Below are 26,895 nucleotides of genomic sequence, written 5' to 3' on the forward strand. Positions count from 1 at the left end.
GGATGTCATTCCTCGCCTGAAGCCAGTTGCCCTGATGCAAGCAGGGCGTCGATGTCGTCGCTGGTGTCCTGCTCCAGCAGGGCCAGCAATTGCTCCAGCTCCGCCTGATCCGCCTGGGTGGACTGGGCCTGCACCAGGTGGACGGAGAGCCGGGCGATGCTCGGGTTCTCGAAAAGCGCACTCAGCGGCAGCTCGACTCCGAGCTCGCTGCGAATGCGGGAAATGGTTCGGGTCGCGAGCAGGGAGTGGCCTCCCAGCTCGAAGAAATCGTCGTGGATGCCGACGCGCGCCACACCGAGGATCTCGGCGAGGATGAGCGCCAGCTTCTGCTCCACGTCACTGCGTGGCTCGACATAGGGGTGCTCGGACGCGGGCCGTGCCCCGGAGACATCGGGCAGGGCCTTGCGGTCCACCTTGCCGTTCGACGTCAGCGGCAGCGCCTCCAGCGTCACGAACGCCGAGGGCACCATGTACTCGGGCAGTCGGCTCTTGAGTGCGCGACGCAGCTCACCCACGTCGAGCGAATCGGGGCCCTGGCCGACGACGTAGGCGACGAGGCGCTTGTCTCCGGCGCCCTGGCCCTTGGCCACCACCACCACTTCCTTCACCGCCGGGTGCGCTCGCAGCGCTCCTTCTACTTCGCCCAGCTCGATTCGGAAGCCACGCACCTTCACCTGCGTGTCCGCACGGCCCAGGAACTCCAGCGTCCCGTCCGCGCGCCACCTCGCCAGGTCTCCCGTCCGGTACATCCGCTCTCCGGCGAGGCCACCGTGCGCGTCCGGAATGAAGCGCTCCGCCGTCAGCTCCGCGCTTCCCAGGTAGCCTCGCGCCACGCCCTCTCCGGCCGCGTACAGCTCGCCCGCAACACCCACCGGCACCGGATTCAGCGCCGCGTCCAGCACGTACACGCGCGTGTTGCCAATCGGATGGCCGATGGCCACCACCTCGCCCACCTGGCTGCCTTCCGTCATCCGGTGGCAGCTGGTGAAGAGCGTGTTCTCCGTCGGGCCGTAGCACGCCGTCACCGGCACCTTCAGCTCTTCCACCACCCGACGCACGTGCGGCGCCGACACCACGTCTCCGCCCGTCAGCAACTGCTTGAGGCCGCGCAGCACCTCCACGTCCGCGTCCACCACCTGCGCAAAGAGGCCCGCCGTCAGGTGCAGCGTCGTCACGCCCTTCCCCTTCACCACCCGCTTCAACTCCTCCACGTCTCCCACCGGGCCCGGCGGGTACACCACCAACCTCGCTCCATTCAGCAGGCTGCCCCATACCTCCAGCGTCGAGGCGTCAAACGACACCGGGGCAATCAGCAGCAGCGTCTCTTCAGGCCCCAGGTGCGCGTACTTCGTCCCCTTCACCGTGCGCAGCACGCCCCGCTGCTCCGTGCACACGCCCTTCGGCTTGCCCGTGCTTCCCGACGTGAAGTCGATGTACGCCAGGTTGCGTCCACCCACTCCACTCCTCGGCGCGTGCTTCGGCTGCTGCGCCAGTTGCTCCTGCACCTCCTCCAGCAGCACGCACTCCATGCCCTGCACCGGCAGCTTCTCCGCCAGCGCTCGCCGCGTCACCACCACTCGCGGCTTCACCTCCGACACCATCTGCTCCAGCCGTGCCTGGGGATAGTCCGCTTCCAAAGGCACGTACGCGCCTCCGGACTTCGCGATGCCCACCAGCGCCACCACCAACTCCACCGAGCGCTCCAGGCACAGCCCCACCCGCTCCTCGGATCCAACGCCCTTGCTTCTCAAGTAGTGCGCCAGCTGGTTCGCCTTCTCATCCAGCTGCCGGTACGTCAGCCGCTCCTCCCCGCACTCCACCGCCACCGCGTCCGGCCGCTGCGACACCTGACGCTCGAACTCCTCCGCGATGCTGCTTTCGCGCGCGTACTCCTGCTCCGTCGCGTTCCAGCCCTTCACCACCTGCTGGCGCTCCGCCTCCGTCAGCAGCGGCACCGCTTCCAGCCGCTTGCTGGCGCTCGTCATCAGTCCGAGCAGCGCCACCTTCCACTGACTCAGCAGCGCATCCATCCCGCGCTGCTCGAAGCGGGAGGTTTCGTAGGCCAGCCTCAAGCGCAGCTGGGGACCCGGGATCACCGACAGCGTGAGGGGATAGTTCGTCCGCTCCCCGAGCCACACGTCCCGGACGTCCAGTTGGGCCGTCCTGCGCTTGAGGGAGTCATCGATGGGGTAGTTCTCGAAGACGAGCAGGCTCTCGAAGAGCGGCTGCCTGCGCGGCACGTCGGTCCAGCCCTGCACCTGCACCAGCGCGCTGTGCTCGAACTGCCGCTGCTCGGCCTGCTGCTTCTGGAGCCCCTTCAGCCACTCCGCCACCACCTCGTCCCCTGGCAGCTTCACCCGGACCGGGAGCGTGTTGATGAAGAGGCCGACCATGCCTTCGACGCCGTCCAGCTCGGTCGGACGGCCCGCCACCGTGGCGCCGAAGACAACTTCGCCTTCGCCCGCGTGGCGTCCCAGCACCAGCGCCCATGCGCCCTGCGCCAGGGTGTTCACCGTCACCTGCTGCCGCTGCGCGAAGCCCTGCACCGCCGACGATTCTTCCTCCGTCAGCTGCACATGCAGTTCCTGCTGGCCCTTGATGCTCTTCGAGCCACGCGCTTCCAGTGGCAGCCGCGTCGACGCGCTCACGCCCTTCAGCGCCTCACGCCAGTACGCCTCCGCCGTCTTCGAGTCCTGCTTCCCGAGCCACTCGATGTACTCGCGGTAGGCGGAGCGAGCGCTGCTTCGCGCCTGCGCGCCCGTCACCAGCGACTCGTAGGTGGCGAACAACTCCTCCAGCACCAGGCCGAGGCTCCAGCCGTCCAGCAACAGGTGGTGGTGGCTCCAGACGAAGCGCCAGCCGTCTTCGCCCAGCTTCATCACCGCCATGCGCATCAGCGGCGACTGGCCCAGCTCGAAGCCCCGGCGGCTGTCCGCCTTCAGGTACTCGTCCAGCGAGCTCCGCTGCTGTTCGCGCCCGAGGCTGCTCCAGTCACGCTCCTCCCACGGCAGCTGCACCGTGCGCTGCACCACCTGCAGCGGATCCTCCAGCCCTTCCCAGAGGAAGCGCGTGCGCAGGATGGACAGCCGCTCCACCACCGTCTCCCACGCCTTCCTGAACGCCGAGACGTCGAGTCCGCCGCGCACCTCCCAGGTGAGCTGCTCGACGTAGACACCACTGCCCGCCTCCAGCAGCGAGTGGAAGAGCAGGCCCTGCTGCAACGGGGAGAGCGGATAGACGTCCTCCACGCCCTCGCCCCGGCCCAGCACCTTCTCCAACTGCGGAGGGCTCGCCTTCACCAGCGGGAAGTCCACCGCCGTCCACAGCCCCGCTTCGGACTCCGTCCGCTGCCGCAGCAGCTGACGCAACTCCTGCGCGTAGTGCCGCGCCAACTCCTCCACGCTCTCGCGGCGGTGCAACTCCCGGCCGTAGTCGATGGCCACTTCCAGCCGGCCGCCCACCACCAGCCCGTTGACGCCCAACACGTGCGCGCGCTTCTCGCCCTTCGCCTGCGCCTCGCCCGCCTTCTCCTTCGCCGGCGCGAAGTACTTCGACTGCGCCGCCGTCGCGTCCACCTGGCCCAGGTAGTTGAAGACGACCTCCGCCTTCGGCAGTGCGCGCAGCTTCTTCTGACTCTCGCCACTGCCCAGGTACTTCAGCAGCCCGAAGCCCAGGCCCTTGCCGGGCACCCGCCGCACCGACTCCTTCACCGCCCTCACCCACGCGCCCGCGCCCTCCGCCTTCGGCGCCTCCACCACCACCGGGTACACGCTGGTGAACCAACCCACCGTGCGCGACACCTCCAGCCCCACTTCCTCCTCGCGCCCGTGGCCTTCCAGCTCCACCCGTACCCGCTCCAGCCCTCTCCACTTCTTCAGCGCCGCCACCAGTCCCGCCAGCAGCACCTCGTCCACTCGCGCCCGGTACGCACCAGGCACCTCGCGCAGCAGCCCCGCCGTCTCTTCACGGCTCAACTCCAGACGGACCTCTCCCTCCAGGCCCGTCTCATTGCGGCCACCTGCCTCGTCCACCGGCAGCGACGACACCTGCGCGGCGCCCTGGGCTTCCCAGTACGCCACCTCTCCTTCCACCTGCCCCGCGTACTCCTTCAGCCTCTTGGCCCACTGCTGGTACGAGGCGCTCTTCGGACCAAGCTCCACCGCCTCGCCCCTCGCCACCTGCTCACACGCCCGCTCCACGTCCTCCACCACCACCCGCCACGACACGCCGTCCACCACCAGGTGGTGCACCACCACCAGCAGCCTCCGGCCCTTCTCTCCCAGTTCGAAGAGCACCGCTTTCACCAGCGGGCCCTTCTCCAAGTCCAGGCTGCCCTGCACCCGCGTCGCCACCTGCTCCAGCTCCGTGGCGACGTCCTGCGCCCCGAGCAGGTCCACCTGCTCCAGCTTCAGCGCGCCCGCTTCTTCCACGCTCGCGTTGCGCTGCGTCCACTCGCCGTCCACTCGCTCGAAGCGCATCCGCAGCGCGTCGTGGTGCTTCACCACCTCGCTCAGCGCCTTCTCCAGCACCGCCGCGTCCAGCGCGCGCGAGACCTCCAGCAGCAGCGACTGGTTGAAGTGGTGCGGTTGGCTCCGCTCCTGCGCGAAGAACGCCTGCTGCACAGGCGTCAGCTCCACCGGGCCTTCCACCGGGCCCTGCGCGGCCACCACCTGCGCGGCCTTCACCACCTGCGCCAGCGCCTCCACCGTCTGCTTCTGGAAGAGCTGCTTCGGCGTCACCTCCAGGCCCGCCCTCTTCGCGCGGGACACCACCTGCAGGCTCAGGATGGAGTCACCGCCCAGTTCGAAGAAGTTGTCCTGCACGCCCACGCGGTCCAGCCCCAGCACCTGGGCCCAGATCTCCGCCAGCGTCTTCTCCACTTCGGTGCGCGGCGCCACGTACTGACGCGCCAGCTCCGGACGAACGCCTTCCGGCTCCGGCAGGGCCTTGCGATCCACCTTGCCGTTGGACGTCAGCGGCAGCGCCTCCAGGGGCACGAAGATCGCGGGGACCATGTACTCCGGCACCCGGCTCTGGAGCGCGCGGCGCAGCTCACCCACGTCGAGGGGCTCGGGGCCATGACCGACGACATAGGCGATGAGGCGCTTGTCGCCCGCGCCCTGGCCCTTGGCCACCACCACCGCTTCCTTCACCGCAGGGTGCGCTCGCAGCGCTCCTTCCACTTCGCCCAGCTCGATTCGGAAGCCCCTCACCTTCACCTGCGTGTCCGCTCGGCCCAGGAACTCCAACGTCCCGTCCGCACGCCACCGCGCCAGGTCTCCCGTCCGGTACATCCGCTCTCCGGACAGGCCTCCGTGCACGTCCGGCATGAAGCGCTCCGCCGTCAGCTCCGCGCTTCCCAGGTAGCCTCGCGCCACGCCCTCTCCGGCCGCGTACAGCTCGCCCGCCACGCCCACCGGCACCGGGTTCAGCGCCGCGTCCAGCACGTACACGCGCGTGTTGCCAATCGGCTGCCCGATGGCCACCACTTCGCCCACCTGGCTGCCTTCCGTCATCCGGTGGCAGCTGGTGAAGAGCGTGTTCTCCGTCGGGCCGTAGCACGCCGTCACCGGCACCTTCAGCTCTTCCACCACCCGGCGCACGTGCGGCGCCGACACCACGTCTCCGCCCGTCAGCAACTGCTTGAGGCCCCGCAGCACCTCCACGTCCGCGTCCACCACCTGGGCGAAGAGTCCCGCAGTCAGGTGCAACGTCGTGACGCCCTTCCCCTTCACCACCCGCTTCAACTCCTCCACGTCTCCCACCGGGCCCGGCGGGTACACCACCAGCCTTGCCCCATTCAGCAGGCTGCCCCACACCTCCAGCGTCGAAGCGTCAAACGACACCGGCGCAATCAGCAGCAGCGTCTCTTCAGGCCCCAGGTGCGCGTACTTCGTCCCCTTCACCGTGCGCAGCACGCCCCGCTGCTCCGTGCACACGCCCTTCGGCTTGCCCGTGCTTCCCGAGGTGAAGTCGATGTACGCCAGGTTGCGTCCACTCACTCCACTCCTCGGCGCGTGCTTCGGCTGCTGCGCCAGCTTCTCCGCCACTTCCTCCAGCAGCACGCACTCCATGCCCTGCACCGGCAGCTTCTCCGCCAGCGCTCGCCGCGTCACCACCACCCGCGGCTTCACCTCCGACACCATCTGCTCCAGCCGCGCCTGGGGGTAGTCCGCTTCCAGCGGCACGTACGCGCCTCCGGACTTCGCGATGCCCACCAGCGCCACCACCAACTCCACCGAGCGCTCCAGGCACAACCCCACCCGCTCCTCGGCTCCGACTCCCTTGCTTCTCAGCAAGTGCGCCAGCTGGTTGGCTCGCTCATCCAGCTGCCGGTACGTCAGCTTCTCTTCTCCGCACTCCACCGCCACAGCGTCCGGCCGCTGCGCCACCTGACGCTCGAACTCCTCCGCGATGCTGCTTTCGCGCGCGTACTCCTGCTCCGTCGCGTTCCATCCCTTCAGCACCTGCTGACGCTCCGCCTCCGTCAGCAGCGTCACCTCGGACAGCTTGCGCTCCGGCGCCGCGACCGCAGCCTCCAGCAGCACGTGCAGGTGCCCCAACATCCGCTGCACCGTCGCCGCCTCGAACAGGTCCGTGCTGTATTCCAGCGTCCCCTGGAATCCCTCCGCCGTGTCCGCGAGGGAGAGCGTGAAGTCGAAGCGGGAGGTGCCGACATCCACGTCGCGCAGGCGCGCGCTCAGCCCGGGCAGGTTCAGCTCGGCCTGAAGGTCCTGCTGGAGGATGAGCATCACCTGGAACAGCGGCGAGTACCCCAGCCGCCGCTCGGGCTGGAGCGCCTGCACCAGCCGCTCGAAGGGCACCTGCTGGTGCGCGAACGCGCCCAGGGTCGTCTCGCGCACCTGTCCCAGCAGTGTCCGGAAGGACGCCTCGGCCTCCAGCTTCGTGCGCAGCACCAGCGTGTTGATGAACACGCCGATCAGCTCCTCCACCTCCGCGCCGTGGCGCCCCGCCACCGGCGTGCCCACGCTCACGTCCTGCTGTCCCGAGTACCGCGACAGCAGCACCTGGAGCCCCGCCAGCAGCACCATGAAAGGCGTGACGCCCTCCGCACGGGCCAGCGACTTCAGCGCGCCGGAGAGTTCCCGGGGCAACTGGACCGGCAGCAGCGCGCCGCGGAAGCCCTGCACCGCCGTGCGGGGTCTGTCGGTGGGAAGGTCCAGCACGGGAGGCGCCCCCGCCAGGTGCTCGCGCCACCAGGCCACCTGCGCGTCCAGCACCTCGCCCCGGAGCCACTCCCGCTGCCACAGCGCATGGTCCGCGTACTGCACCGGGAGCAGTGGCAGCACGGGGGCACGTCCCTCGACGAGGGCCCCATAGGCCTGCACCGCCTCGCGCACCAGCACCCGCAGCGACCAGCCATCCGAGATGATGTGGTGGAGCGTCAGCAGCAGCACGTGCTCATGCGCCCCGAGCCGCAGCAGCGTGGCGCGCATCAACGGCCCGCGCGTGAGCTCGAACGGACGACGGGCCTCCTCACGGGAGCGCCGCAGGGCCTCGTCCTCGAGCGCGGCCGCATCCCCGCCCTGGACCTCCACCACCTCCAACAGCGGGCCGGCCGGCACGGGCGAGATGACCTGGACGGGTCCTCCCTCCTGCTCGCGGAAGCGCGTCCGAAGAGCCTCGTGACGCCGGAGCACCTCGCGGAGCGCCTCCTCGAGGGCGGCCACGTCGAGGGCGCCGTCGAGCCACACGGCGCCGGGGACGTTGTACGCCGGGTTGCCCGGCTCCATCTGATCAAGGAACCACAGCCGCTGCTGCGCGAACGACAGCGGCGCCGTCTCGCCGCGAGCCACGGGCCGCACGGGGGGCAGCGCCGAAGCCTGCCCGCCTCCCGCCGCGGCCTGGAGGCGCTCCGCCAGGCCAGCCACTGTCGGGGCCGAGAACACGTCCCGCAGCGGCACCTCCACGCCGAACGACGCGCGCACCGCGGCCACCAGCCGGGCCGCCAGCAGCGAGTGCCCGCCCAGTTCGAAGAAGTCATCGTGGAGGCCCACCCGCTCCACCTGCAGCAGGCGCGCCCAGAGTCCCGCCACCCGCTCCTCGGTGGGCGTGCGCGGCGCGACGAAGGCCTCGCGGCGCGGCTCCAGCCCCCGGCCCTCCGGCGCGGGCAGCGCCTTGCGATCCACCTTGCCGTTGGGCGTCAGCGGCAGCGCCTGCAGCACCACGAAGGCCGAGGGCACCATGTACTCCGGCAGCCCGCGCCGCAGGTGCTCGCGCAGCGAGCTGACGTCCAGCGTGTGTCCCGGGCGGGGCACGGCATACGCCACCAGCCTCCGGTCCCCGGGCGCCTCCTCTCGGGCGGACACCACCGCGGCCTGGACGCCAGGGTGCCGCGCGAGGACGGCCTCCACCTCGCCCAATTCGATGCGGAAGCCGCGCACCTTCACCTGGAAGTCCACGCGGCCGAGGAACTCCAGCGTCCCGTCCGCCTTCCACCGCGCCAGGTCTCCCGTCCGGTACAGCCGCGCCCCCGGCCTCCCGCTGAACGGATCCGGAATGAAGCGCTCCGCCGTCAGCTCCGGGCGGCCGCGGTAGCCGCGCACCACGCCCTCGCCGCCGATGTACAGCTCTCCCGCCACCCCTCCCGGTACCGGGCGCAGGTGCGCGTCCAGCACGTACAGCTCCGTGTTGGCCAGGGGCCGGCCAATCGGCACCGGCGACTCCGCCGCCCCCACCGTGTGCGTGGAGGACCAGACGGTGGTCTCCGTCGGGCCATACATGTTGAGCAGCCGCCGGGGCAGCCGCCTCGCCAGCGATGCCGCCAGCGCCGGAGGAAGGGCCTCACCGCCCACCAGCAGGCAGCGCAGCGTGCCCAGCACCTCCTCGGCTCCGGGCTCCAGCAGCAGCGCCCGCGCCAGCGACGGCGTGCCCTGCAGGTGCGTCACCGCGTGCTGGCGCACCTCCGCCAGCACCGAGGCCGCGCCCACCTCATCCCCGTGCACCACCACCTGGAACCCGCGCGCCAGCGTCCACAACAGCTCCAGCACGGAGATGTCGAAGGAGACGCTGGTGACGGCCAGCCACACCGGCCGAGGCCCCACCGGCACGCGCTCGTCCATGCCGGCGAAGAAGTTGGCCACGTTGCGCTGCACCACCTGCACGCCCTTGGGGCGCCCCGTGCTGCCCGACGTATACAGCACGTACGCCAGGTGCTCCGGGCCCGCGCCGTCGCCGGGCCCGTGCTCGGACGCCTCGCCGCGCGCATCCGGCGCGTCCACCAGGACCGGGCGCACTCCGTCCGCGCCCAGCGTCCCGGCCAGCGACGCCTGCGTCAGCAGCAGGCGCGCCCCCGAGTCCTCCAACATGTACGCCAGCCGCTCCGCCGGGTAGTTGGGGTCCAGCGGCAGGTACGCGCCTCCCGCCTTGAGGATGCCCAGCATCCCCACCACCAGTTCCACCGAGCGGCGCACGCACAGGCCCACCACGACCTCGGGCCCCACGCCCTCCGCGCGCAGCCGCGCCGCCAGCGCGTTCGCCCGGCGGTGCAGCGCGCGGTACGTGAGGCGCTCCGCGCCAGATACCAGCGCCACCGCGTCCGGCGTGCGCGCCGCCTGCGCCTCCAGCAGCGCCGCGAGCCCCGAATCCTCGTAGGGCCGGCGCGTGGCGTTCCACTCCCCCAGCACCCGCCGCCGCTCGTCCTCCGACAGCAGCGGCAGCTGGGAAACCGCCCGCGAGGGCTCCGCCACGGCGCCCGTCAGCAGCGTCTCCAGGTTCGACACCAGCCGCGCGGCGGTGGAGGCCTGGAAGAGGTCGGTGCTGTACTCCAGCGTCCCTTCCAGCGCGCCCTGGACCTGGTGCAGCGACAGCGTCAGGTCGTACTGCGCCGTGCCGGTGTCCACATCCTCCAGGCGCGCCTCCACGCCGGGCAGCGCGGGCGACACCGCCGAGGCCGGCTGCAGGATGAGCATGGCCTGGAAGAGCGGCGCGTGGCTGCGCGAGCGCGCCGGCTGCAGGGCCTGCACCAGCAGCTCGAAGGGCACGTCCTGGTGCGCATAGGCGCCCAGGGTCACCTCACGCACGCGCGCCAGCAGCTCCCGGAAGGACCGCTGTCCCTCCACCCGCGTGCGCAGCACGAGCGCGTTGATGCACACGCCCACCATCCCCTCCAGCTCCGCGTGCGTCCGGCCCGCCACCGGCGTGCCCACGCACACGTCCTCCTGACCGGAGTACCGGTGCAACACCGCCTGGAAGGCGGCCAGCAACACCATGAAGGGCGTCACACCCTCCCGCACGGCCAATTCGCGCACGGCCCGGGTGAGCTCCGCGGACAGACGCACGGGCCGCTTCGCGCCCCGGTAGGACTGCACGGGCGGCCGGGGCGCGTCCCCCAGCAGCTCCAGCACCTGCGGCGCGCCCGCGAGCTGCTTGCGCCACCACGCGAGCTGGGACTCCAGCACGTCGCCCTTCAGCCACTCCCGATGCCAGACCGTGTAGTCCACGTACCGCACGGGGAGCGCCGGCAGCGTGGCGTCCCGGCCCTCGCGAAGCGCGGCGTAGAGCGCGCCCACCTCGCGCACGAGCACGCCCAGGGACCAGCCGTCAGCCACGAGGTGGTGCACCACCAGCAGCAGCACGTGCTCCCGCTCCCCGGTGCGCAACAGGAGCGCACGCAGCAGCGGGCCGTGCGTCAGATCAAAAGGGCGGCACGCCTCCTCCCGCAGGCGCCGGTGCATCTCCGCCTCGCGCCGGGCCGCGGGCACGTCCGTCAGATCCTCCACTCGCGGCGTCACGTCCAGGTGGGCGAGGACGCACTGCACGGGCACGCCGTCCCGTTCGTCCACCGTGGTGCGCAGGGCTTCGTGGCGCCGCACCAGCGCACCGAGGGCCCCCGACAGGGCCGCCACGTCCAGCTCGCCGGTGAGACGCACGGCCGCGGGGATGTGATGCAGCGGGCTGCCCGGCTCCAGCTGGTGGAGGAACCACAGGCGCTGCTGCGCGAAGGACAGCGGCACCGCGTCCTCGCTCGACGTCCGGGTGGGCGCGCCCCGGTGGGTCCCCTCCTGCTTCGCGCAGATGCGGCGGGCCAGCTCGGACAGGCTGGGGCCCTGCAGGAGCACCTCCATGGGCAGCGCCACGCCCAGGCCGGTCTCCACGTCGTTCGCGAGCTCGACGGCGGCCAGCGAGTCCAACCCGTGGCGGGTGATGGGCTCGTCGAGCCGGAGCGACTCGGGGCGCAGCTGCAGCCGAGCCGCCAGCCGCGAGACCAGCCACGCCTCCACCGCCTCCAGCCGGCTCGGAGCGCCGGCCCCGCCCTCGGCGCGCGCCGTCCCGCCGCCCGCCCCGGAGGACGGTGGCGAGGACGTCCCGGACGACGACCCACTCGACGGACCACCGGAAACACCGCCACCGGAAGGACCGCCCTCCGGGGGACCCTCCTCCTCCCAGGCCAGCACGACGCGCAGCGAACCCTCCAGATAGGCCGCGCGGGTGGCGCGGCGCTGCACCTTGCCGCTGGACGTCTTCGACAGACTGCCCGGCTCGATGAGCACCACCGCGTGGGGCCGCACCTCGTGCCCCTCGGCCAGCCGCTGGCGGATGGCGCCCAGGGCGACCTCGCCCGCCTCGAACTGCTGGCGCAGGTTCGCGTAGCGGCGCAGGTCCACCTCCTGGACCAGGACGAGCCGCTCCTGACCGCCCACCTCCACGGCGAAGGCCGCGCCACAGCCGGGCCGCAGCGCCGGGTGGCTCGACTCCGCGGTCAGCTCCAGGTCCTGCGGGTAGTGATTGCGCCCGCGCAGGATGATGAGGTCCTTCATGCGGCCGGTGACGAAGAGCTCACCGTCCGCGTCGAGGAAGCCCAGGTCACCGGTGCGCAGGAAGGGACCACGCCCGTCCGCCAGCCGCCCCTGGAAGGACGCCTCGGACTCCTCGGGCCGCCGCCAGTACCCGCGCGCGACGCTCTGTCCCGACACCCAGACCTCCCCCACCACGCCCGGGGGACACGGCTCGCGCAGCTCCGGGTGCACCACCCGCAGCTCCTGATCCTCCAGGGACTTGCCGCAGCCCACCAGCGTGCGCGCCTCCGTGCTCGCGGACGGGGACTCGGCCCGGCCCAGCTCCAGCGCCTTGCGGTCCAGCGTGCGCAGCACCGGCACGTGGCCCTTCGTCGCGCCGGAGGCGATGAGCGTCCCTTCCGCCAGCCCGTAGCACGTGTAGAACGCCTCCCGGCGGAAGCCGCTCGGCCCGAACGCCTCCGCGAAGCGATCCAACGCCTCCGCGCGTATGGGCTCCGCGCCGCAGAACGCCACCTCCCAGTGGCTCAAGTCCAGCTGGCGCCGCTGCTCCTCCGACACCTTGCGCACGCACAGGTCGAAGGCGAAGTTGGGCCCTCCGCTGATGGTGCCCCGGGTGCGCGACAGCGCCTCCAGCCACCGGAAGGGGTTCTTGAGGAACGTCATCGGCGACATCAGCGTGCACGCGAAGCCGGCGTACAGCGGCTGGAGGATGCCGCCGATGAGCCCCATGTCGTGGTACGGCGGCAGCCAGATGACGCCCGCGCTGTCCGCGCGCACCTGGAAGGCCCCGGAGATGAGCCTCAGGTTGTGCAACAGATTGCCGTGGCTCAGCATCACCCCGCGCGGCGTGCCCGTGGATCCGGAGGTGTACTGGAGGAACGCCAGCGACTCCGGATCCGCCTCCGTGCCCCGCCAGCCTGACTCCCCGCCCTCCGGCAGTTCGTCCGTGGCCACCCAGCGCAGCGCCGCCAGGTCCGGCGCGAACTCGAAGAGGGCCTCCTTCATCGACAGCACGAAGGACGTGGTGAGCACCACCGTCGCCTGCGCGTCCTGGATGATGGCCCTCAGCCGCGGCAGCGTCCGCTCCAGCCGCATCGGATCCGGCGGGTAGGCCGGCACCGCCACCACCCCCGCGTACAGACACCCGAAGAAGCCCGCCACGTACTCCAGCCCCGGCGGATACAGCAGCACCGCGCGCTCACCGGCGGGCGTGGACTCCTGGAGCGCCACCGCGATACGCCGCGCCCGCGCATCCAGCCCGCGATACGTCAGCTCCGCGTCCGGGCCGTCTTCTTCCAGGAAGGTGTAGAGGCGCTCGTCGGGCTTCGTCTCCGCCCGCCCCAACAACAACTCCACCAACGTGCCGCCACGCGGGGTAAGCCCTGCACCCATACCAAGCCTCAGAGATGTATGTTTCCCGGCTGCACCGCAGTTTTTACAGAGAGCCCACAATGCACGGAATGCAATTATGGCTGGGCTGACACCTATACAATTTCACTGATTGTGGCAAACTGCCCCAGCGCACGCAGTGACCCGCAGCCGACCCAGGTCGTGACCCGAGGGAGCCGCCGGACCGTGCGCGCTCACCAGGGCGTGCGCCACCAAGGATTGAAGGATGTCTCAGCCCGCATTGTTCCTGAAACAAAACGTCGTCACCGAGCCGCTCTACAACCAGTGGTACGCGTGGTGGTTCCTGGCCTCGCCCATGACGGCGCCGCTGTTCGTGGCGAACCTCCATGTGAAGATCATGGAGTCCTTCGTGGCCAACCCGGCCATCCACGTGGCGGCGCTGAAGAGCCCGGCGCTGCGCGGCGGCCCCTACCTCAACCTCGGCGTGGACCGGGTGGGCGACGTGAAGGCGCTGCTGGAGCGCACGCTGAAGGACGAGGCGCTGTCGCTCCAGTACGCGAAGGCCATGCTGGAGCTGGACAAGCTGCTGGCCACCGCGGAGGGATATTCGCTGGAGGACCTGTACCCGCGCGTGCCGGACCTGCTGCGCGGCTACGTGGAGCTGACGTACGACCTGAACAACCGGGCCTCGCCGCGCTTCTTCGAGGCGCTGCTCTACCGCAGCCCTTTCCACCGCGAGTCCTCGCAGAGCCTGTCCATGCGGCTCATCCACGGGGACGAGCGCCCGTACGTCTTCAGCACGCCGCGCCTGGACACCGCGGACGGCAGCCTCCAGGTGAAGGTGCCCTACCGGCACGAGGCCCTTGACCGGCTCTTCGCCATGAGCCGCACCCCGGCGCCGGTGGCGCCCGTGCGCGAGGCGCTGGGCATCGCGGAGAAGGACGCGGACACCTTCGCCGCCTTCTTCACGGAAGAGCCCCCGCGTCCGGCGCCCCGGTACGACGGGGACGGGGTGCGCGTGCGCTACTTCGGCCACGCGTGCGCGCTCATCGAGTCACGCCACGTCAGCATCCTCACGGACCCGGTCGTCAGCTACGACTTCCCCACGGACCTGCCGCGCTACACCTTCGCGGACCTGCCGGAGAAGATCGACTACGTCCTCATCACCCACGGCCACGCGGACCACCTGATGTTCGAGCCGCTGCTGCAGCTGCGGCACCGCATCGGCACCCTCGTCGTGCCGGCCGCTGGCGGTGGCAGCCTGGCGGACCCGTCACTCAAGCTGATGCTCAAGCAGGCGGGCTTCCAGAACGTGGTGGCGCTGGCGGAGCTGGAGTCCCTGCCGCTCCCCAACGGCGAGCTCATCGGGCTGCCCTTCATCGGCGAGCACGGCGACCTGGACATCCAGGCCAAGCTGGCCCACCTCGTCAAGCTGGAGGGCAAGTCCCTGCTGATGGCGGCGGACTCCAACGCGCTGGAGCCCCACCTGTACGAGCACATCCACCGCGAGGTGGGCGACATCGACATGATGTGGCTGGGCATGGAGTCCGAGGGCGGGCCCCTGAGCTGGATGTACGGCCCGCTGCTGCCCGCGCCGATGCAGCGCAAGATGGACCAGTCGCGCAGGCTCAACGGCTCCAACGCCGTGCGCGCCATCGAAATCGTCCAGCGGCTCAAGCCCGGACAGGTCCACATCTACGCCATGGGCCGCGAGCCGTGGCTGGGACACGTCATGGTGATGGGCTACCACGAGAACTCCCCGCAGCTCGTCGAGTCCCGGAAGCTGCTCGCGTACTGCGCGGAGAAGGGCATTCCGGCGGGCATGCCCTACGGACAGGCCGAGTACTTCCTCCGCTAACCCGGCCCCGCCCGGGGTGACCCGGGCCGTGGCGCCTCCCCCGAGGTCCCCCATGCAGACCCCCACGACTCCCGCGCGGCAGGGTGACCGGGCCACCTTCCTCATGGTCACACCGGGCGGCAAGGGCCAGATGAAGGGCCACCTGACGCGCGTGCTCGACCTGGCCCAGAGCCTGGTCGCTCGCGGGCACCGGGTGCTCGTGTTCACCGAGGAGGCCGTCCCCGCCGAGGTGGAGGCCTCGGGGGCGGAGCTGGTGCCGGTCGGCGACTACCGGGGCATCATGGACCGGATGGAGGCCGCCCGCGAGACGCTTCCCGGTTGGATGCGCGTCTCGCTGCTGCTGCGCAGGGCCTACTGGTTCGCGTGCTACCGCCGCGCGGTGCTGGGCAGCGCGGAGGACTACTGCCACCAGCTGGAGCCCCTGCTGCGCCGTGAGCAGGTGGACTGCGTGGTGTACGACTACTTCGCCTTCGGCGCGGGGTACGCGGCGGAGCGCCTGGGCATTCCCGCCATCAGCACCGGCAACCTGGGGAGCGTCATCGACGCGGACGGGCTGCCGGTGCTGCTGCGCACCGCGCCCCCGGGCCGGCTCGCGCGGCGCATGCCCCGGCTGACACACGCCCTGGTGGAGGCGTTCCTGCCCCTGCGGCGCACGCGGGCGAAGCTCGGCCTGCCGCCGCGCGCCGCGAAGCACGCCGAGCTGTTCCAGACCATGGGCTCCAGCGAGCTCCACCTCGCCATGGTGCCGGAGAACATCCTGGCGGGAGTCCCCCGGCGGGGCGAGCAGCTCTACGCGGGCACCATCGCCTTCGACGGGGCGACCGCGGAGAACTCCGCGACGTTCGGCCCCATCGCGCCCGGCACCGTGCTGGTCAGCACCACCAGCGTGGGCCAGGACGGAGGGCTGATGCGCCGGGTGCTGAAGGCCCTGGACCCCACGGGGATGCCGGTCCTGGCCACCACGGCCGGCGCCCGCGACGTGCCCGACAACCTGGGCCCCCACATCCGCACCGAAGCCTTCCTGCCCCACGAGCAGGTCTTCCCCCACGTCGCGGCGCTGGTGACGCACGGGGGCTGGGGCGCGGTGGGCCGGGCCCTGCGGCACGGCGTGCCCATGCTCATCATCCCCCTGTTCGCTGACCAGCCGCTCAACGCGGAGCTGCTGGAGAAGCAGGGACTCGCCTACCAGTTGTCGCTGCGCGAGGCCACGCCGGAGGCCATCCGCGAGCGCGTCCAGGCCCTGCTGAAGGACCAGGTGCTCCACGCGCGCGTCCAGAAGCTCTCCGAGGAGCTGAAGGCCATGCGCAAGGACAGCGTGGCCATCGACACCCTCGAGCGGCTCGCGCTCGAAACCCGCGGCCGCAGGCAGGCCCAGGCGGCCTGACGCCGCCCGCGTCCCCCGCCCCCACCGCTTCCGGTGACTCCGGCACCCGGCCAGAAACGCCCACCGCGCCTCCTCGTCCGACCGACCCATGCCCCCTGCCGCGTCCTCCGTCACTCCGCGCCGCATCCTGAGCCTTGCCCGTCCCGAGGCGCGCAGGCTCTCCGCGGGCGTCTTCTTCCTGTTCATCGGCAGCGGGCTGTCCCTGCTCTTCCCGCAGGCCATCCGCCTCATCATCGACGAGGCGCTCGGCGCCCGGGACCAGGCCCTCATCGACCGGGCCACGCTCTGGATGACGGTCATCTTCGCGGTCACGGCCGTGGCGAACGCGCTGCGCTACTACTTCTTCACCAGCGCGGGCGAAAACGTCGTGCAGGCGCTGCGCGAGCGGCTCTTCTCCCACCTCGTGTCCCAGGAGGTGGCCTTCTTCGACAACAGCAAGACGGGCGAGCTGGTCACCCGGCTGGGCGCCGACACGGCGGTGCTCCAGCAGTCGGTGAGCGGCAACATCGCCATGGCGCTGCGCAGCGGGGCGCAGGTGCTGGGCGGCGTCGCGCTGCTCTTCTACACCTCGCCCACGCTCACGCTCCTGATGCTCACCGTGGTGCCTCCGGTGGTGGTGGTGGCCATGGTGTATGGCCGGCGCATGCGGTTGACCTCCCGGCGCGTGAACGACGAGCACGCCGCGTCCAACGCGGTGGCCGAGGAGATCTTCGTCGGCATCCGCACCGTGCGCTCCTTCGCGGCCGAGCGCCACGAGGGGGGACGCTACAGCGTCGCCCTGGCGAAGGCGCTCGCGCTGGCCCGCCGGCGCACCCAGCTGTCCGCCTTCTTCATCGGCGGCAGCACCTTCGGTGGCTTCATCGCCGGGTCCCTCGTGCTGTGGTACGGCAGCCGGCTGATGCTGAGGGGCGACCTGTCCATTGGAAGCCTCACCTCCTTCCTCGTCTACACCACGCTGGTCTCCATGTCGGTGAGCGGGCTGACGGACCTGTGGGCGGACTTCATGCGGGCCTCCGGCTCCGCCGAGCGCGTCTTCGACTTGCTGGATCGCAAGCCCGGCATGCCCATCTCCGGCGGTGAGCGCATCGACCCCCTCCAGGGCCACGTCGAGTTCCAGTCCGTGCGCTTCGCCTACCCGACGCGGCTGGACGCGCCCGTGCTGAAGGACCTCAACCTGGCCATCCAGCCCGGCGAGGTGGTGGCCATCGTCGGCCCCTCGGGCGCGGGCAAGTCCACCATCGCCGGGCTGCTGGCGCGCATGTATGACCCGCAGGGAGGGAGTCTCCTCCTGGACGGGCGGGACCTGCGCACGGTGGACCCGGAGTGGCTGCGTCAGCAGATTGGCGTGGTGGCGCAGGAGCCCATGCTCTTCTCCGGCTCCATCTTCGACAACATCCGCTACGGGCGGCTCGACGCCACGGAGGCCGAGGTGGAGGCCGCCGCCCGCGCCGCCAACGCGCACGACTTCGTCTGCCGCTTCCCGGACGGCTACCGCACCTCCGTGGGCGAGCGCGGCGTGCAGCTCTCCGGCGGCCAGAAGCAGCGCGTGGCCATTGCCCGCGCCATCCTCAAGGACCCGCGCCTGCTCGTCCTGGACGAGGCCACCAGCGCACTCGACGCGGAGAGCGAGCACCTGGTGAAGGACGCCCTGGAGCGGCTGATGCGCGGGCGCACCACGCTCATCATCGCCCACCGCCTGTCCACGGTGCTCGGCGCGGACCGCGTGCTGGTGCTGGAAGGCGGGCAGGTGGTCCAGAGCGGCAGCCATGCCTCCCTCATGGAGCAGGAAGGCCTGTACCGCCGCCTGGTGGAGCGGCAGTTCGCGGCCGCCTGAGCCCGCTACAACCTCACCCCACGGAGAGTGCCCGGGCGGGCTGCTGCTCCAGCGCCGAACGGATCAACCTGGCCAGGCGGGAGATTCCCTCTTCAATCTCGGCGGGAGTGAGATAGCTGCAGGAGAGCCGCAGCTCGGTCTCTCCTCCCGAGCCCAGGTAGAAATACCGCATGGGCGTCCAGATGACCTGGTGGTGCTTCGCGGACCGCTCGAGCAGGGCTTCATCGGCCTCGATGGGAAGCTTCATCACCAGGAAGAAGCCGCCCTCGGGAACGTTCCACGTCACGCCGCGCGCCCAGGCCTCGCTCCTCGGGAAGTGACGCTCCAGCGCACCGAGGGTGGCGTCCATGTTCTCCTTGTAGAAGCGAATCGCCTCGCGGTTCGCGTCAAGGAGCCCTCCCTCATTCATCACCAGCATCCCGCCGATGATGGCCTGGCTGAGCGCGGGCGTATTCACGGTCAGCATGCTCTTGATCTTCGAGAACTCGTCCGCCAACAGGTGCTGCTTCCCCGTGGCGCCCAGGACGCGCTGGTCCGCCACCGCGTAGCCCACCCGCACGCCAGGGAAGGCGGACTTCGAGAACGAGCCCAGGTAGATGACCTGCTGGTGCTCATCCATGGATTTGAGGGTGGGCTTCCGGGGGCCCTCCCGGAAGAAGAAGCCGTAGGGGTTGTCCTCGATGATGAGAAACCCCGCGCCCCTGGCGATTTCCAGCAGACGCTTGCGTGCCGGCACCGGGAGGCTCTTCCCAGAGGGATTGGCGAAGTCCGCGACGAGGTAGAGCGCTCGGGGCTGTTTGCCTTCCGCCTTGAGCCTGCTCAGCGTGTCTTCAAGCTCCTGCAGATCCAACCCGTCCTCGCGCTCCGTCACGGGGACGATCTCGATTCCCAGGAGCTTGGCCGCGCCGGTAATGCCGATGTAACAAGGCATTCCCACCAGCAACACATCGGTGGGCGCTGAAAACAGCGCGCGCAAGGAGATGAACATCCCCTCCTGGCACCCGACCGTGACGACGATGGACTCCTTCGCGGCCCGGATTCCCTCGTCCTTCTCCAGCATCCGCGCGATCAGGTCGTGGATGTGGCCATTGGTCCGGCCGTATTGAAACAATTGCGTCTTGACCTGCGCCTCGGTCAGCCCGCGTTCCTCGCGCAGATAGCGGCAGTACGCGTCGAGATACACGGTGAGCTTTTCGGCTTCATAGAACTGCTCGTTCGGCCTCCCCGGAGCGAACGAGATCGCCTCTGGAAAGCGGATCGCGATCTCGTTCAGGAAGTTCATGACCTCCAGACTCGGATCCGTCAACGAAGCGTGAAGCGCGTTTTGCAGGAGCATGGCGAGAGCGACCCGGACAGGAGCAGGGCACGCAAACCACCCGTGCCTCCGCGAGACGATAAACGACCCCGACCCACGAAAGGTAGGCCCTTGCGGGGAATGCGATTTTGGGGGATTACGAATGGTTGACTTGAACTCCAGCCCTCCTAACGAGGCTGAAGACGGACATGCCCAAGACAGCCAATATCGAGGATCTGCGTCAGCGGGCGCGGCGCCGGATTCCACGCTTCCTCTTCGATTTCGTGGAGGGAGGCGCGGACGACGAGTTCACGGTGCGCGCCAACCGGGAAGCCTTTGGCCGCCATGCGTTCCGGGCTCGCTCGCTGGTGGACGTCAGCACGCGGGACCTCTCCACGACGCTGCTGGGGCAGCGGCTGGAGCTCCCGTTGATCCTCGGGCCGGTGGGCCTCGCGGGTCTGCTCGCGCCGGGCGGGGAGCGCCTCGCGGCTCGGGCTGCCGTGAAGAAGGGGGCCCTCTTCACGCTGAGCACCATGTCGGTGTGCACCATTGAAGAGGTCGCCGCGGCGGTTCCGGCACCGGGGTGGTTTCAGCTCTACATCTGGAAGGATCGTGGAATCACGCGTTCGCTCGTGGAACGGGCGAAGGCCGCGGGCTACACGGCGCTTTGCGTGACGGTGGATGTCCCGGACATGGGCAATCGCGAGCGTGACGTGCGCAATGGCTTCACGGTGCCGCCGCGCCTCACGGTGGCCAATGCCTTTGACCTCCTGCTGCACCTGGGCTGGGTGCTGCGGATGACCCGCTCACCACGGGCCACCTTTGGCAACTTCGAGGACAGCAAGGCGCTGACGCGCCGGGATGCGGTCTCCGTGGCTGCCTATACCTCGCGCCAGTTCGATGCATCCGTCACCTGGGCGGATCTGGAGTGGCTTCGGGAGTTGTGGCCCGGTCCGCTGGTGCTCAAGGGGCTCAGTTGCGCCGAGGATGCCCGGCGCGCCGTGGAGCGCGGAGTCCAGGCCCTCGTCGTCTCCAACCACGGTGGGCGGCAGCTGGATGGCCTGCCTGCCGCTCTCGACGTGTTGCCCGAGATCGTCGACGCCGTGGGTGGGCGCGCGGAGGTCATCCTGGATGGCGGCGTTCGTCGTGGCTCGGATGTGGTGAAGGCAATCGCCTTGGGCGCGCGAGCCTGCATGATTGGCCGGCCCTACCTGTATGGGTTGGCCGCCGATGGCCAGGCCGGCGTGGAACTCGCGCTGGAGCTCTTCCGCAAGGAGATTGACCGTACGCTGACGCTGTTGGGCTGCCCCCGGCTGGATCAGCTGGATGCCTCGTATCTGCGAGGACCTGGCGAGGCTCCACGGCTGTCATTGCCAGCGGGGCGTACGTCCACCGGGTGAGGGCGTGAGCGCCATTCCCGCGTTATCCTGTCATCCATGAGCCAGACCGAGACGCGCGGCGAGGAGAACGGTTTCCAGCAGGCGGCTCGGCTGGAACGAGAGGAACTCCATCGGTGTGTCACCCTCGCCGCAACCCATTTCCAATCGCGTCTCTGGGACGATGAGGAGGGACAGGCCGCGAGGGATTACATCGCCTCGCGCGGAGTCACGCTGGAGAGTGCTCGGGCCTTTGGTCTCGGCTACGCCTCGGCCTCGGGGACGGCGCTGGCGGAGACACTCGCACGCGAGGAACTCCTCGACGCGGGTGAGCGTGCGGGCGTGTTGCGCCATCCGAGGGCGGGCGACCGCCACACGGACTACTTCAAGCGGCGCGTCATGCTCCCGTTCTGCTCCCCGGAAGGACAATCCCTCTCATTCATCGGACGGGACCTCCCTCCCCATCAACGAGTCAAGTACCTGGAGACCCGGAACTCCTCCATCTTCATCCGCAACACGACGCTCTTCGGGCTGACCCACGCCCGCGACGCCATCCGCGGCGAGGGCTCCGCCATCGTCGTCGAGGGAGGCTTCGACTGCATGCTGCTGCACCAGGCCGGCTTCCCCCACAGCGTCGGCCTCATCTCCACCACCCTGAGCACGGCCCGGATCGACTTGCTGCTCGCCGCGGGGGCCCGCGAGCTGGTGGTCATGTTGGATCCAGACCGCGGAGGCTGGCGAGGCATCCAGCAGAACAGCGACCTGTTGCTGCTCTACGTCCCGAGGACTCGCGTGGTGCAGCTCCCCGGCAAGGAGGACCCGGACGAGTTCATCCTCCGCGCCGGAGCCGGGGCCATGCGCCGCCTGCTCTCCGAGGCGCGCCCTCTCACCGACTACCTCCTCGCCACCGCCCTGCCCCAGGGGCGCGGCGCCTCCGCCTCCGAGCGGAAGAAGGCCATTGAAGAGCTCTCCCCCATCTTCCTCCGGCTGCAGGAGGGCCCGGCGCGCACGGCCCTCCTGGAGGCCCTGGCCTCGCACTCCGGGCTCTCAGGCCAGGAGCTGGAGTCGTTGCTGCGTACCCAGGGATGAACCCGGGACCTACCGCACGTCGAACATGCGGAGCTGCACTTCGACGGTCTCGGCGGAGGTGTTCCTCACGTACAGCTCATTGGAGCTGCTCCCCCCGGGATAGAGCTCCACCTCGATTTGCGGGTGGATTGGCCCGCTGTAGGCGAAGTAGATGTCATCCTCGTTTCCCTGAGGGATCTGACGCTTCAGTCCCATCGCGATGAGCGGCGGCTGGGTGAAGAGGGGCACCGCCGCCTCCCACGACTCGTCGGGCTCCAGCGTGAACGTCCACTGGTAGAGCATCGAGGGGTACCGCGCATCGTGGTGGTGGCTCGTGGATGCGAAGGTCGCGTTCGCGTCCGCTCGCGGGTAGTAGCGCGCATCGTGGTCCGTGGAGGTCGACGCCACGTGGGTGTTGAGGTGGGTGACGAGCTGGGTGAGCTGGCTCCGGACCGTGCCCGCCGTCAGGTTCTTCGGCGCACCGGTGATGGCCGCGCTGCCAATCAGGCCCGAACCATTGGACGCGGAGTTCGCCTTGTTCAACACGGGGATGAGCGAGCTGAGCTGTGATTGCACCGTGGTGCCCGTCACGTCCGCGTGCGCCTCCGTGCCGACGTAGTTCGCCCCCGAGTCCCCCACGGACGGCGACATCAGCCGTGTCAACGAGGGGAACCCCAGCGTCCGCTCCGGCGTGAAGGAGCCCGACGCGATGACGCCCAGCTTCACGTAGCGATGGAGGAGCCCCACGGGCTGCGCGCCGCTCAGGACCTGGTCCCCCGCGGCATCCTGTTCGCGCACGGGCGCCAGCCAGTAGTCCCCGGCGACGAAGGCACGGCTGGTGGTGCCCCCTCCCGTCAGGGTGAGCGCGAGCGCCAGGTCCTGGAGCTCCAGGTGCAGCACGCCGCTCTCGATGCGCACATGGCCATGCACGCCCTGCGCATTGGCCGTGGACAGCGGCGCGCCGCGATCCCTCCCGCCGCTGGCGAAGGTCCACACTCCCGTCGTGGTGTTGCGCGTCAGCGTGCACCAGCCGTCCCACCTGCGGACGAACGGGTACGTGGCCGCGTCGGGCACGGAGACCGGGTAGCCCGCCTCCAACCGGCCGCGCGAGGGGAACCCCGCCGACGGCGTGCCGAGGTGCACGCCCAGGTGGCGCTCCGTCGCGGCGTTGTAGAACTCGTAGAGCCAGTCGTTGCCCTGGTAGTCCTGGGGCACGCCAGGCCCGTTCGCGTAGGCCTCCGCCGCGTTCTCGCTCGACCACTTCAACGTGAGCTCGCTGGGCGCCGTGGGCGAGCCCTTCACGTCATGCACCTCCAGCCGGAAGAGGTAGTTGCCCGTGAACTGGGCGGCGGGCCCCGTGCCCGCCACGCGCTGGGACAGGGTGAGCGGCGCGTTGCCCCGCCCCGGGTTGACGAGCGGGTCCGTGGGTTGCTGGCCCGCGGGGCAGCGCTTGATCTGCAGCATCACCTGCGTGCGTGTGCTCGTGTCCGCGCCGTGCAGCCCCGGATCCTGGAGGTTCGGGTCCTCCAGGAACAGCACCGGCCGCTCCCAGACGTCCGCGTAGAGGCTCTCGCCCACCGCGGGTGCCCCCGGCGCCAATGGGAAGTCCGGCTGGGTGGCGTAGGTGAAGGGCGTCGTGCCGGGCAGCGAGGCCATCAGCCCGTCCGCGTAGACGCTGCCGGGCGTCATCTGCAGCGTGTTGGAGATGAGCAGCTTGCCGGTGGCGGGGCCGCCGCTGCCCACCACGTCCCGCAGCGCGCTGGTGACGCGGTCGTTGATGATGGACACCAACTCGTTCCAGTCCGCGTCGGTGAGCATCCGCCCCTGCTGCTGGTAGACGCCGGAGTAGCCCTTGGAGGAGTCGTGGGAGTCGCGTGAAATCTGGGTCTTCATGATGAGGAACTCCGCTGGAGTCGAAGCGGGAATCAGGTGGAAGGAGGCGTGACGACGGGCAGGGCCAGGCCGAGCCGTTCGTCGGGAACCAGGATGGCGCTCATGCCCGCGGGCAGGGATTCACGGAGCCGGGCGAGCACCGCCTCGTCGCGCAACGCATAGCGACGGTGGCGGTAGGCCCCCAGCTCCCCTCCATCCTCCGCGCCATCGAGCAGCCTCGCGCCGCTGTCGCTCGCGAGCACGCCAGCGCCGGGTGCTCCGAAGACGGTGGCGCGGAAACGGGGCACCTCGCTCGTACACGCGTACGCCTCCGCGGGCTGCCCCTCCACGGTGTACGCCCCCAGCGTGGCCTCTGGCAGCCGGCAGTAGCGGAAGCAGTTGCCCACCCCGGGGCGGGGAGTGACGGAGCCCGCGAAGAGCGAGTCGTTGGCGAAGCACCGCGCCACGTCCATCGAGCCGAGCACCGTCACGCTCAGCAACGTGATCAACGCCGTGCTCTCGAGTGACCCCAGGAGGCTGTCCTCCACCGTCGCGCCGACCACGTCCGGCGTGCCCGCCTCCAGTTGGAGGCGGCCGAAGGCGGAGCGGCGGACGACGAGTTCGTTCCCCAGGTTCTTCGTCACCATCCCCGTGACGATGGAGTCCTCGATGACGTGCGCGGTATCGAAGGCGTCGATGTACACGTTGCCCTGGACGACGCAGTTGCGCATCACCAGCGGCCGATTGCCGACGATGACGTCCTCTCCCTCGGGGAGGACGAGGTTCTCGAGGACGTAGTCGCCCGACTCCGGCTCGGGCGTCAGGGGCCCCTGACGGCGTCGGGGCAGCACGCGCGACGGCTCCGGGGGCACTGGCAGCGGACGCGTGTCTCCGAACTCCCAGCCCGGAGGGAAGAACCCCACCCTGGGCAGCGTGAAGACCGCGACGCGCTTGGGGTGGACCTGTCCCTGCCGCGCGGAGGGCCGGCGCAGGTCCGGTGTCCGCCGGGAGACGTCGTCGAAGTGGCCGGGCGCCGCGGGGATGCCGTGCACGTTCTCCTGCAACGGCGGCAGCGACGAACCATCCCCACGCGGCGGCAGCGCCACCTTGCGGGACAGGTACCGCAGGTCCACCGTCGCCGCGGGCAGCGCCGGGTGCCGTCGCGCTGGCGCCCCCGCCGGAAGTGGCAGGGCCCCGAGCGACTCCGGCGGGAGCAACGGCTGTCCCACGCGCGGCGTCACCGCCACCCGCCTCCAGCCCTCCTGGAGGTAGACAGGCTCGGAGGGCTCGTTCCGAGGGTCCTCCGTGTCCCAGGCATACTGGCCGACGTCCTGGGCGACCTGGACCACCGACCCGGGCGTGCCCTTGCGCTGGCGCAGCGACACGGCCTGGGACAGCTCACGCCGCTGCTCCGGCTCCGCGGGCGACAGCAGCTTCACGTCCAGGAGCTCCGCCAGATACGGCAGCGTCCAGCCCTGGGCGTCCGGATGGTCCGGGAACGCATCCGCCAACCGCTGGGCCATCACCCCGCGGACCAGGTCCAGCACCTCGCCGCAAGACCCCAGGTAGTCGCGCAGGTCTCCGTTGTCACGCGTGCGGTACACCTCCGGCAGCAGCCCGTAGAGCTGCGCGCCGAGCCCGCTCCCCGTCCCCCCGCTTCCCGAGCTCACAGTGAGTACTCCTTGAAGCGCACGGACAGGTCCTGCCCCTCCGGCGCCAGGTAGACGACGTGCGCGCCGGACGGCGCGTCCTTGCGCTGCAGCCCCGGCACACCGGCCATCACACAGATGGAACTCTCCACACCCGTCACGGCCTCCACCACCTTGTAGACGTCACTGAGGTACAGCGCCTGTCCCAGCCCCCGGTGCCGCAGCGACAGCGCGTCCAGCAGCGCCGCCCGCACCGCCTGCACCACCGCGTCCGGGTTGAAGGCCCGCGTGTCCACCTCCACCTCCACGTCGAGCGTCACCGGCTCGCTGAGGTAGCGGGAGAGCGACACCTCCACGCCCGGCAGCGAGTGGGCGCGCAGGAAGTCCGCCAGGGACTGCTTCAGGGGTCCCAGCTCTCCACCGTCCGAGGGCACCACCACCACCTCCACCAGCTCCATGCGGGAGCCGGGGTTGCGCTTGAGCAGCGCGCGCGCCTGCCAGACGCTGCTGTGGCCCATGGCGAGGCTGGCGAAGTCCTCCGTCGACACCGCGCGCTCCAGCGTCAGCACCGTGGCGGGCGCGGTGCGGCGCAGCGCCTCCACGTCTTCCATGTCGTTGCCCCCCGAAGCGGGCAGCGGCTGCTCCACCCCCTCCACCAGCGCATGAGGCCGGCTCGGCTTCGCGAGGCTGCCCGCGGGCAGGTTGCCTCGCAGCCCCGAGCCCGCGCGGAAGCCCACCCGCACGTTGTTCGCGCCCGTCGGCAGCCGCCGGCCGTTGCGCCCATCACCGAAGACGACCGCCAGCTCCCCGTCGCGAACCAGGCGCACCGTGTAGTGCGGGTCCGTGGGGCCCGACTCGCGCAGGCTCTCCACCGCCTGCCAGCGGCGGCCCGCCACCTTCACCTCCAGGTCCGCGCGCACGCCCGACGCGCGCGTGGAGTCCGCGACGAACGAGAGGCCGCGCTCTTTCAGCACGAACGCCTGCCCGGTCTGGGTGGCGTCTCCGCTGCCCAGCACCTCCTCGGGCTTGCGCTCTCCGTGCCCCACCAGGACGACGTTCGCGTGGAGGACCAGGTTGTCCACCGTGCTGCCGGGAGGCAGCGGGTCCACCAGCGCGACGAAGCCCTCGCCGGTGCCCTGCACGCGCGTGAGCAGCGGCGGCGCCGTACCGCCCTCCTGCCGCACCACCACGGCGCGGCCGAACGTCAGGCCCCGTGGCACCGTGTCCAGCGGCACCTGCGTGCCGGACAGCGGCGTGGCGTTCTCCTCCCAACCCACCAGCCGCGCCACCTCCTGGAAGCGGCCGTACACGCGCGTCTCCGCGCGGGGAAACTCTCCCCCGCCCCGGCCCTGCCAGCCGTCCACGGGGACGAGCTCCGTGCGCCCCAGCTCGGCGTTGTTCGCCACCGAGGCCAGGCGCCCCCACGAGGCCTGCACGCCCGTCACCACCAC

The 26,895-nt window shown here is 70.5% G+C and carries 10 protein-coding genes; 5 read left to right on the forward strand and 5 right to left on the reverse strand.

Annotated elements, in window-relative coordinates; genetic code table 11:
• Positions 1-5: 5 nt before the first annotated feature.
• Positions 6-13,151, reverse strand: coding sequence for a non-ribosomal peptide synthetase (locus D7Y15_RS13955; RefSeq protein ID WP_121752888.1), 13,146 nt, complete (start codon positions 13,149-13,151; stop codon positions 6-8).
• Positions 13,152-13,374: 223 nt separating this feature from the next.
• On the opposite strand from D7Y15_RS13955, the gene D7Y15_RS13960 reads away from it, so the two are divergent.
• From D7Y15_RS13960 to D7Y15_RS13970, 3 genes are all read left to right on the forward strand, one after another.
• Complete coding sequence (locus D7Y15_RS13960; protein WP_121752889.1) at positions 13,375-14,967, forward strand: MBL fold metallo-hydrolase; 1,593 nt, start codon at positions 13,375-13,377, stop codon at positions 14,965-14,967.
• A 52-nt stretch (positions 14,968-15,019) separates the two neighbouring features.
• Positions 15,020-16,351, forward strand: a complete 1,332-nt coding sequence (locus tag D7Y15_RS13965) for a glycosyltransferase (protein WP_121752890.1) — start codon at positions 15,020-15,022, stop codon at positions 16,349-16,351.
• Between the two features lie 88 nt (positions 16,352-16,439).
• Positions 16,440-18,185 (forward strand): ABC transporter ATP-binding protein, encoded by a 1,746-nt coding sequence (locus D7Y15_RS13970; protein ID WP_121752891.1) that lies wholly within the window; start codon positions 16,440-16,442, stop codon positions 18,183-18,185.
• A gap of 13 nt (positions 18,186-18,198) precedes the next feature.
• On the opposite strand, the gene D7Y15_RS13975 is transcribed toward D7Y15_RS13970, so the two are convergent.
• Complete coding sequence (locus tag D7Y15_RS13975) at positions 18,199-19,467, reverse strand: PLP-dependent aminotransferase family protein (RefSeq protein WP_199733947.1); 1,269 nt, start codon at positions 19,465-19,467, stop codon at positions 18,199-18,201.
• 221 nt (positions 19,468-19,688) lie between these two features.
• On the opposite strand from D7Y15_RS13975, the gene D7Y15_RS13980 reads away from it, so the two are divergent.
• Positions 19,689-20,879 carry an alpha-hydroxy acid oxidase gene (locus D7Y15_RS13980; protein ID WP_120580745.1) on the forward strand — a complete coding sequence of 397 codons (1,191 nt, stop codon included), beginning with the start codon at positions 19,689-19,691 and terminating at the stop codon, positions 20,877-20,879.
• Positions 20,880-20,915: 36 nt separating this feature from the next.
• The gene (locus tag D7Y15_RS13985) at positions 20,916-21,944 is read left to right on the forward strand and encodes a toprim domain-containing protein (RefSeq protein ID WP_121752892.1); all 1,029 of its coding nucleotides are present in this window, start codon (positions 20,916-20,918) and stop codon (positions 21,942-21,944) included.
• A gap of 9 nt (positions 21,945-21,953) precedes the next feature.
• Here the strand turns inward: D7Y15_RS13985 and D7Y15_RS13990 are convergent, their stop codons facing one another.
• The 3 genes from D7Y15_RS13990 to D7Y15_RS14000 all read right to left on the reverse strand — a co-directional run.
• Positions 21,954-23,816 carry a DUF6519 domain-containing protein gene (locus D7Y15_RS13990; RefSeq protein WP_121752893.1) on the reverse strand — a complete coding sequence of 621 codons (1,863 nt, stop codon included), beginning with the start codon at positions 23,814-23,816 and terminating at the stop codon, positions 21,954-21,956.
• 32 nt (positions 23,817-23,848) lie between these two features.
• Positions 23,849-25,465, reverse strand: a complete 1,617-nt coding sequence (locus tag D7Y15_RS13995) for a phage tail protein (protein ID WP_120580742.1) — start codon at positions 25,463-25,465, stop codon at positions 23,849-23,851.
• Positions 25,462-26,895 (reverse strand): baseplate J/gp47 family protein (locus D7Y15_RS14000; protein ID WP_233604950.1); only part of this gene is annotated, 1,434 nt, incomplete at its 5' end. The genes D7Y15_RS13995 and D7Y15_RS14000, both read right to left, overlap by 4 nt.

It is taken from the genome of Corallococcus sp. AB030, from assembly GCF_003668965.1.
GTDB lineage: Bacteria > Myxococcota > Myxococcia > Myxococcales > Myxococcaceae > Corallococcus > Corallococcus exiguus.

Bases quoted from the DNA above. Each gene is read 5' to 3' on its own strand.
- D7Y15_RS13955 (WP_121752888.1), bottom strand. From the start codon at position 13,151: ATGGGTGCAGGGCTTACCCCGCGTGGCGGCACGTTGGTGGAGTTGTTG.
- D7Y15_RS13960 (WP_121752889.1), top strand. From the start codon at position 13,375: ATGTCTCAGCCCGCATTGTTCCTGAAACAAAACGTCGTCACCGAGCCG.
- D7Y15_RS13965 (WP_121752890.1), top strand. From the start codon at position 15,020: ATGCAGACCCCCACGACTCCCGCGCGGCAGGGTGACCGGGCCACCTTC.
- D7Y15_RS13970 (WP_121752891.1), top strand. From the start codon at position 16,440: ATGCCCCCTGCCGCGTCCTCCGTCACTCCGCGCCGCATCCTGAGCCTT.
- D7Y15_RS13975 (WP_199733947.1), bottom strand. From the start codon at position 19,467: ATGAACTTCCTGAACGAGATCGCGATCCGCTTTCCAGAGGCGATCTCG.
- D7Y15_RS13980 (WP_120580745.1), top strand. From the start codon at position 19,689: ATGCCCAAGACAGCCAATATCGAGGATCTGCGTCAGCGGGCGCGGCGC.
- D7Y15_RS13985 (WP_121752892.1), top strand. From the start codon at position 20,916: ATGAGCCAGACCGAGACGCGCGGCGAGGAGAACGGTTTCCAGCAGGCG.
- D7Y15_RS13990 (WP_121752893.1), bottom strand. From the start codon at position 23,816: ATGAAGACCCAGATTTCACGCGACTCCCACGACTCCTCCAAGGGCTAC.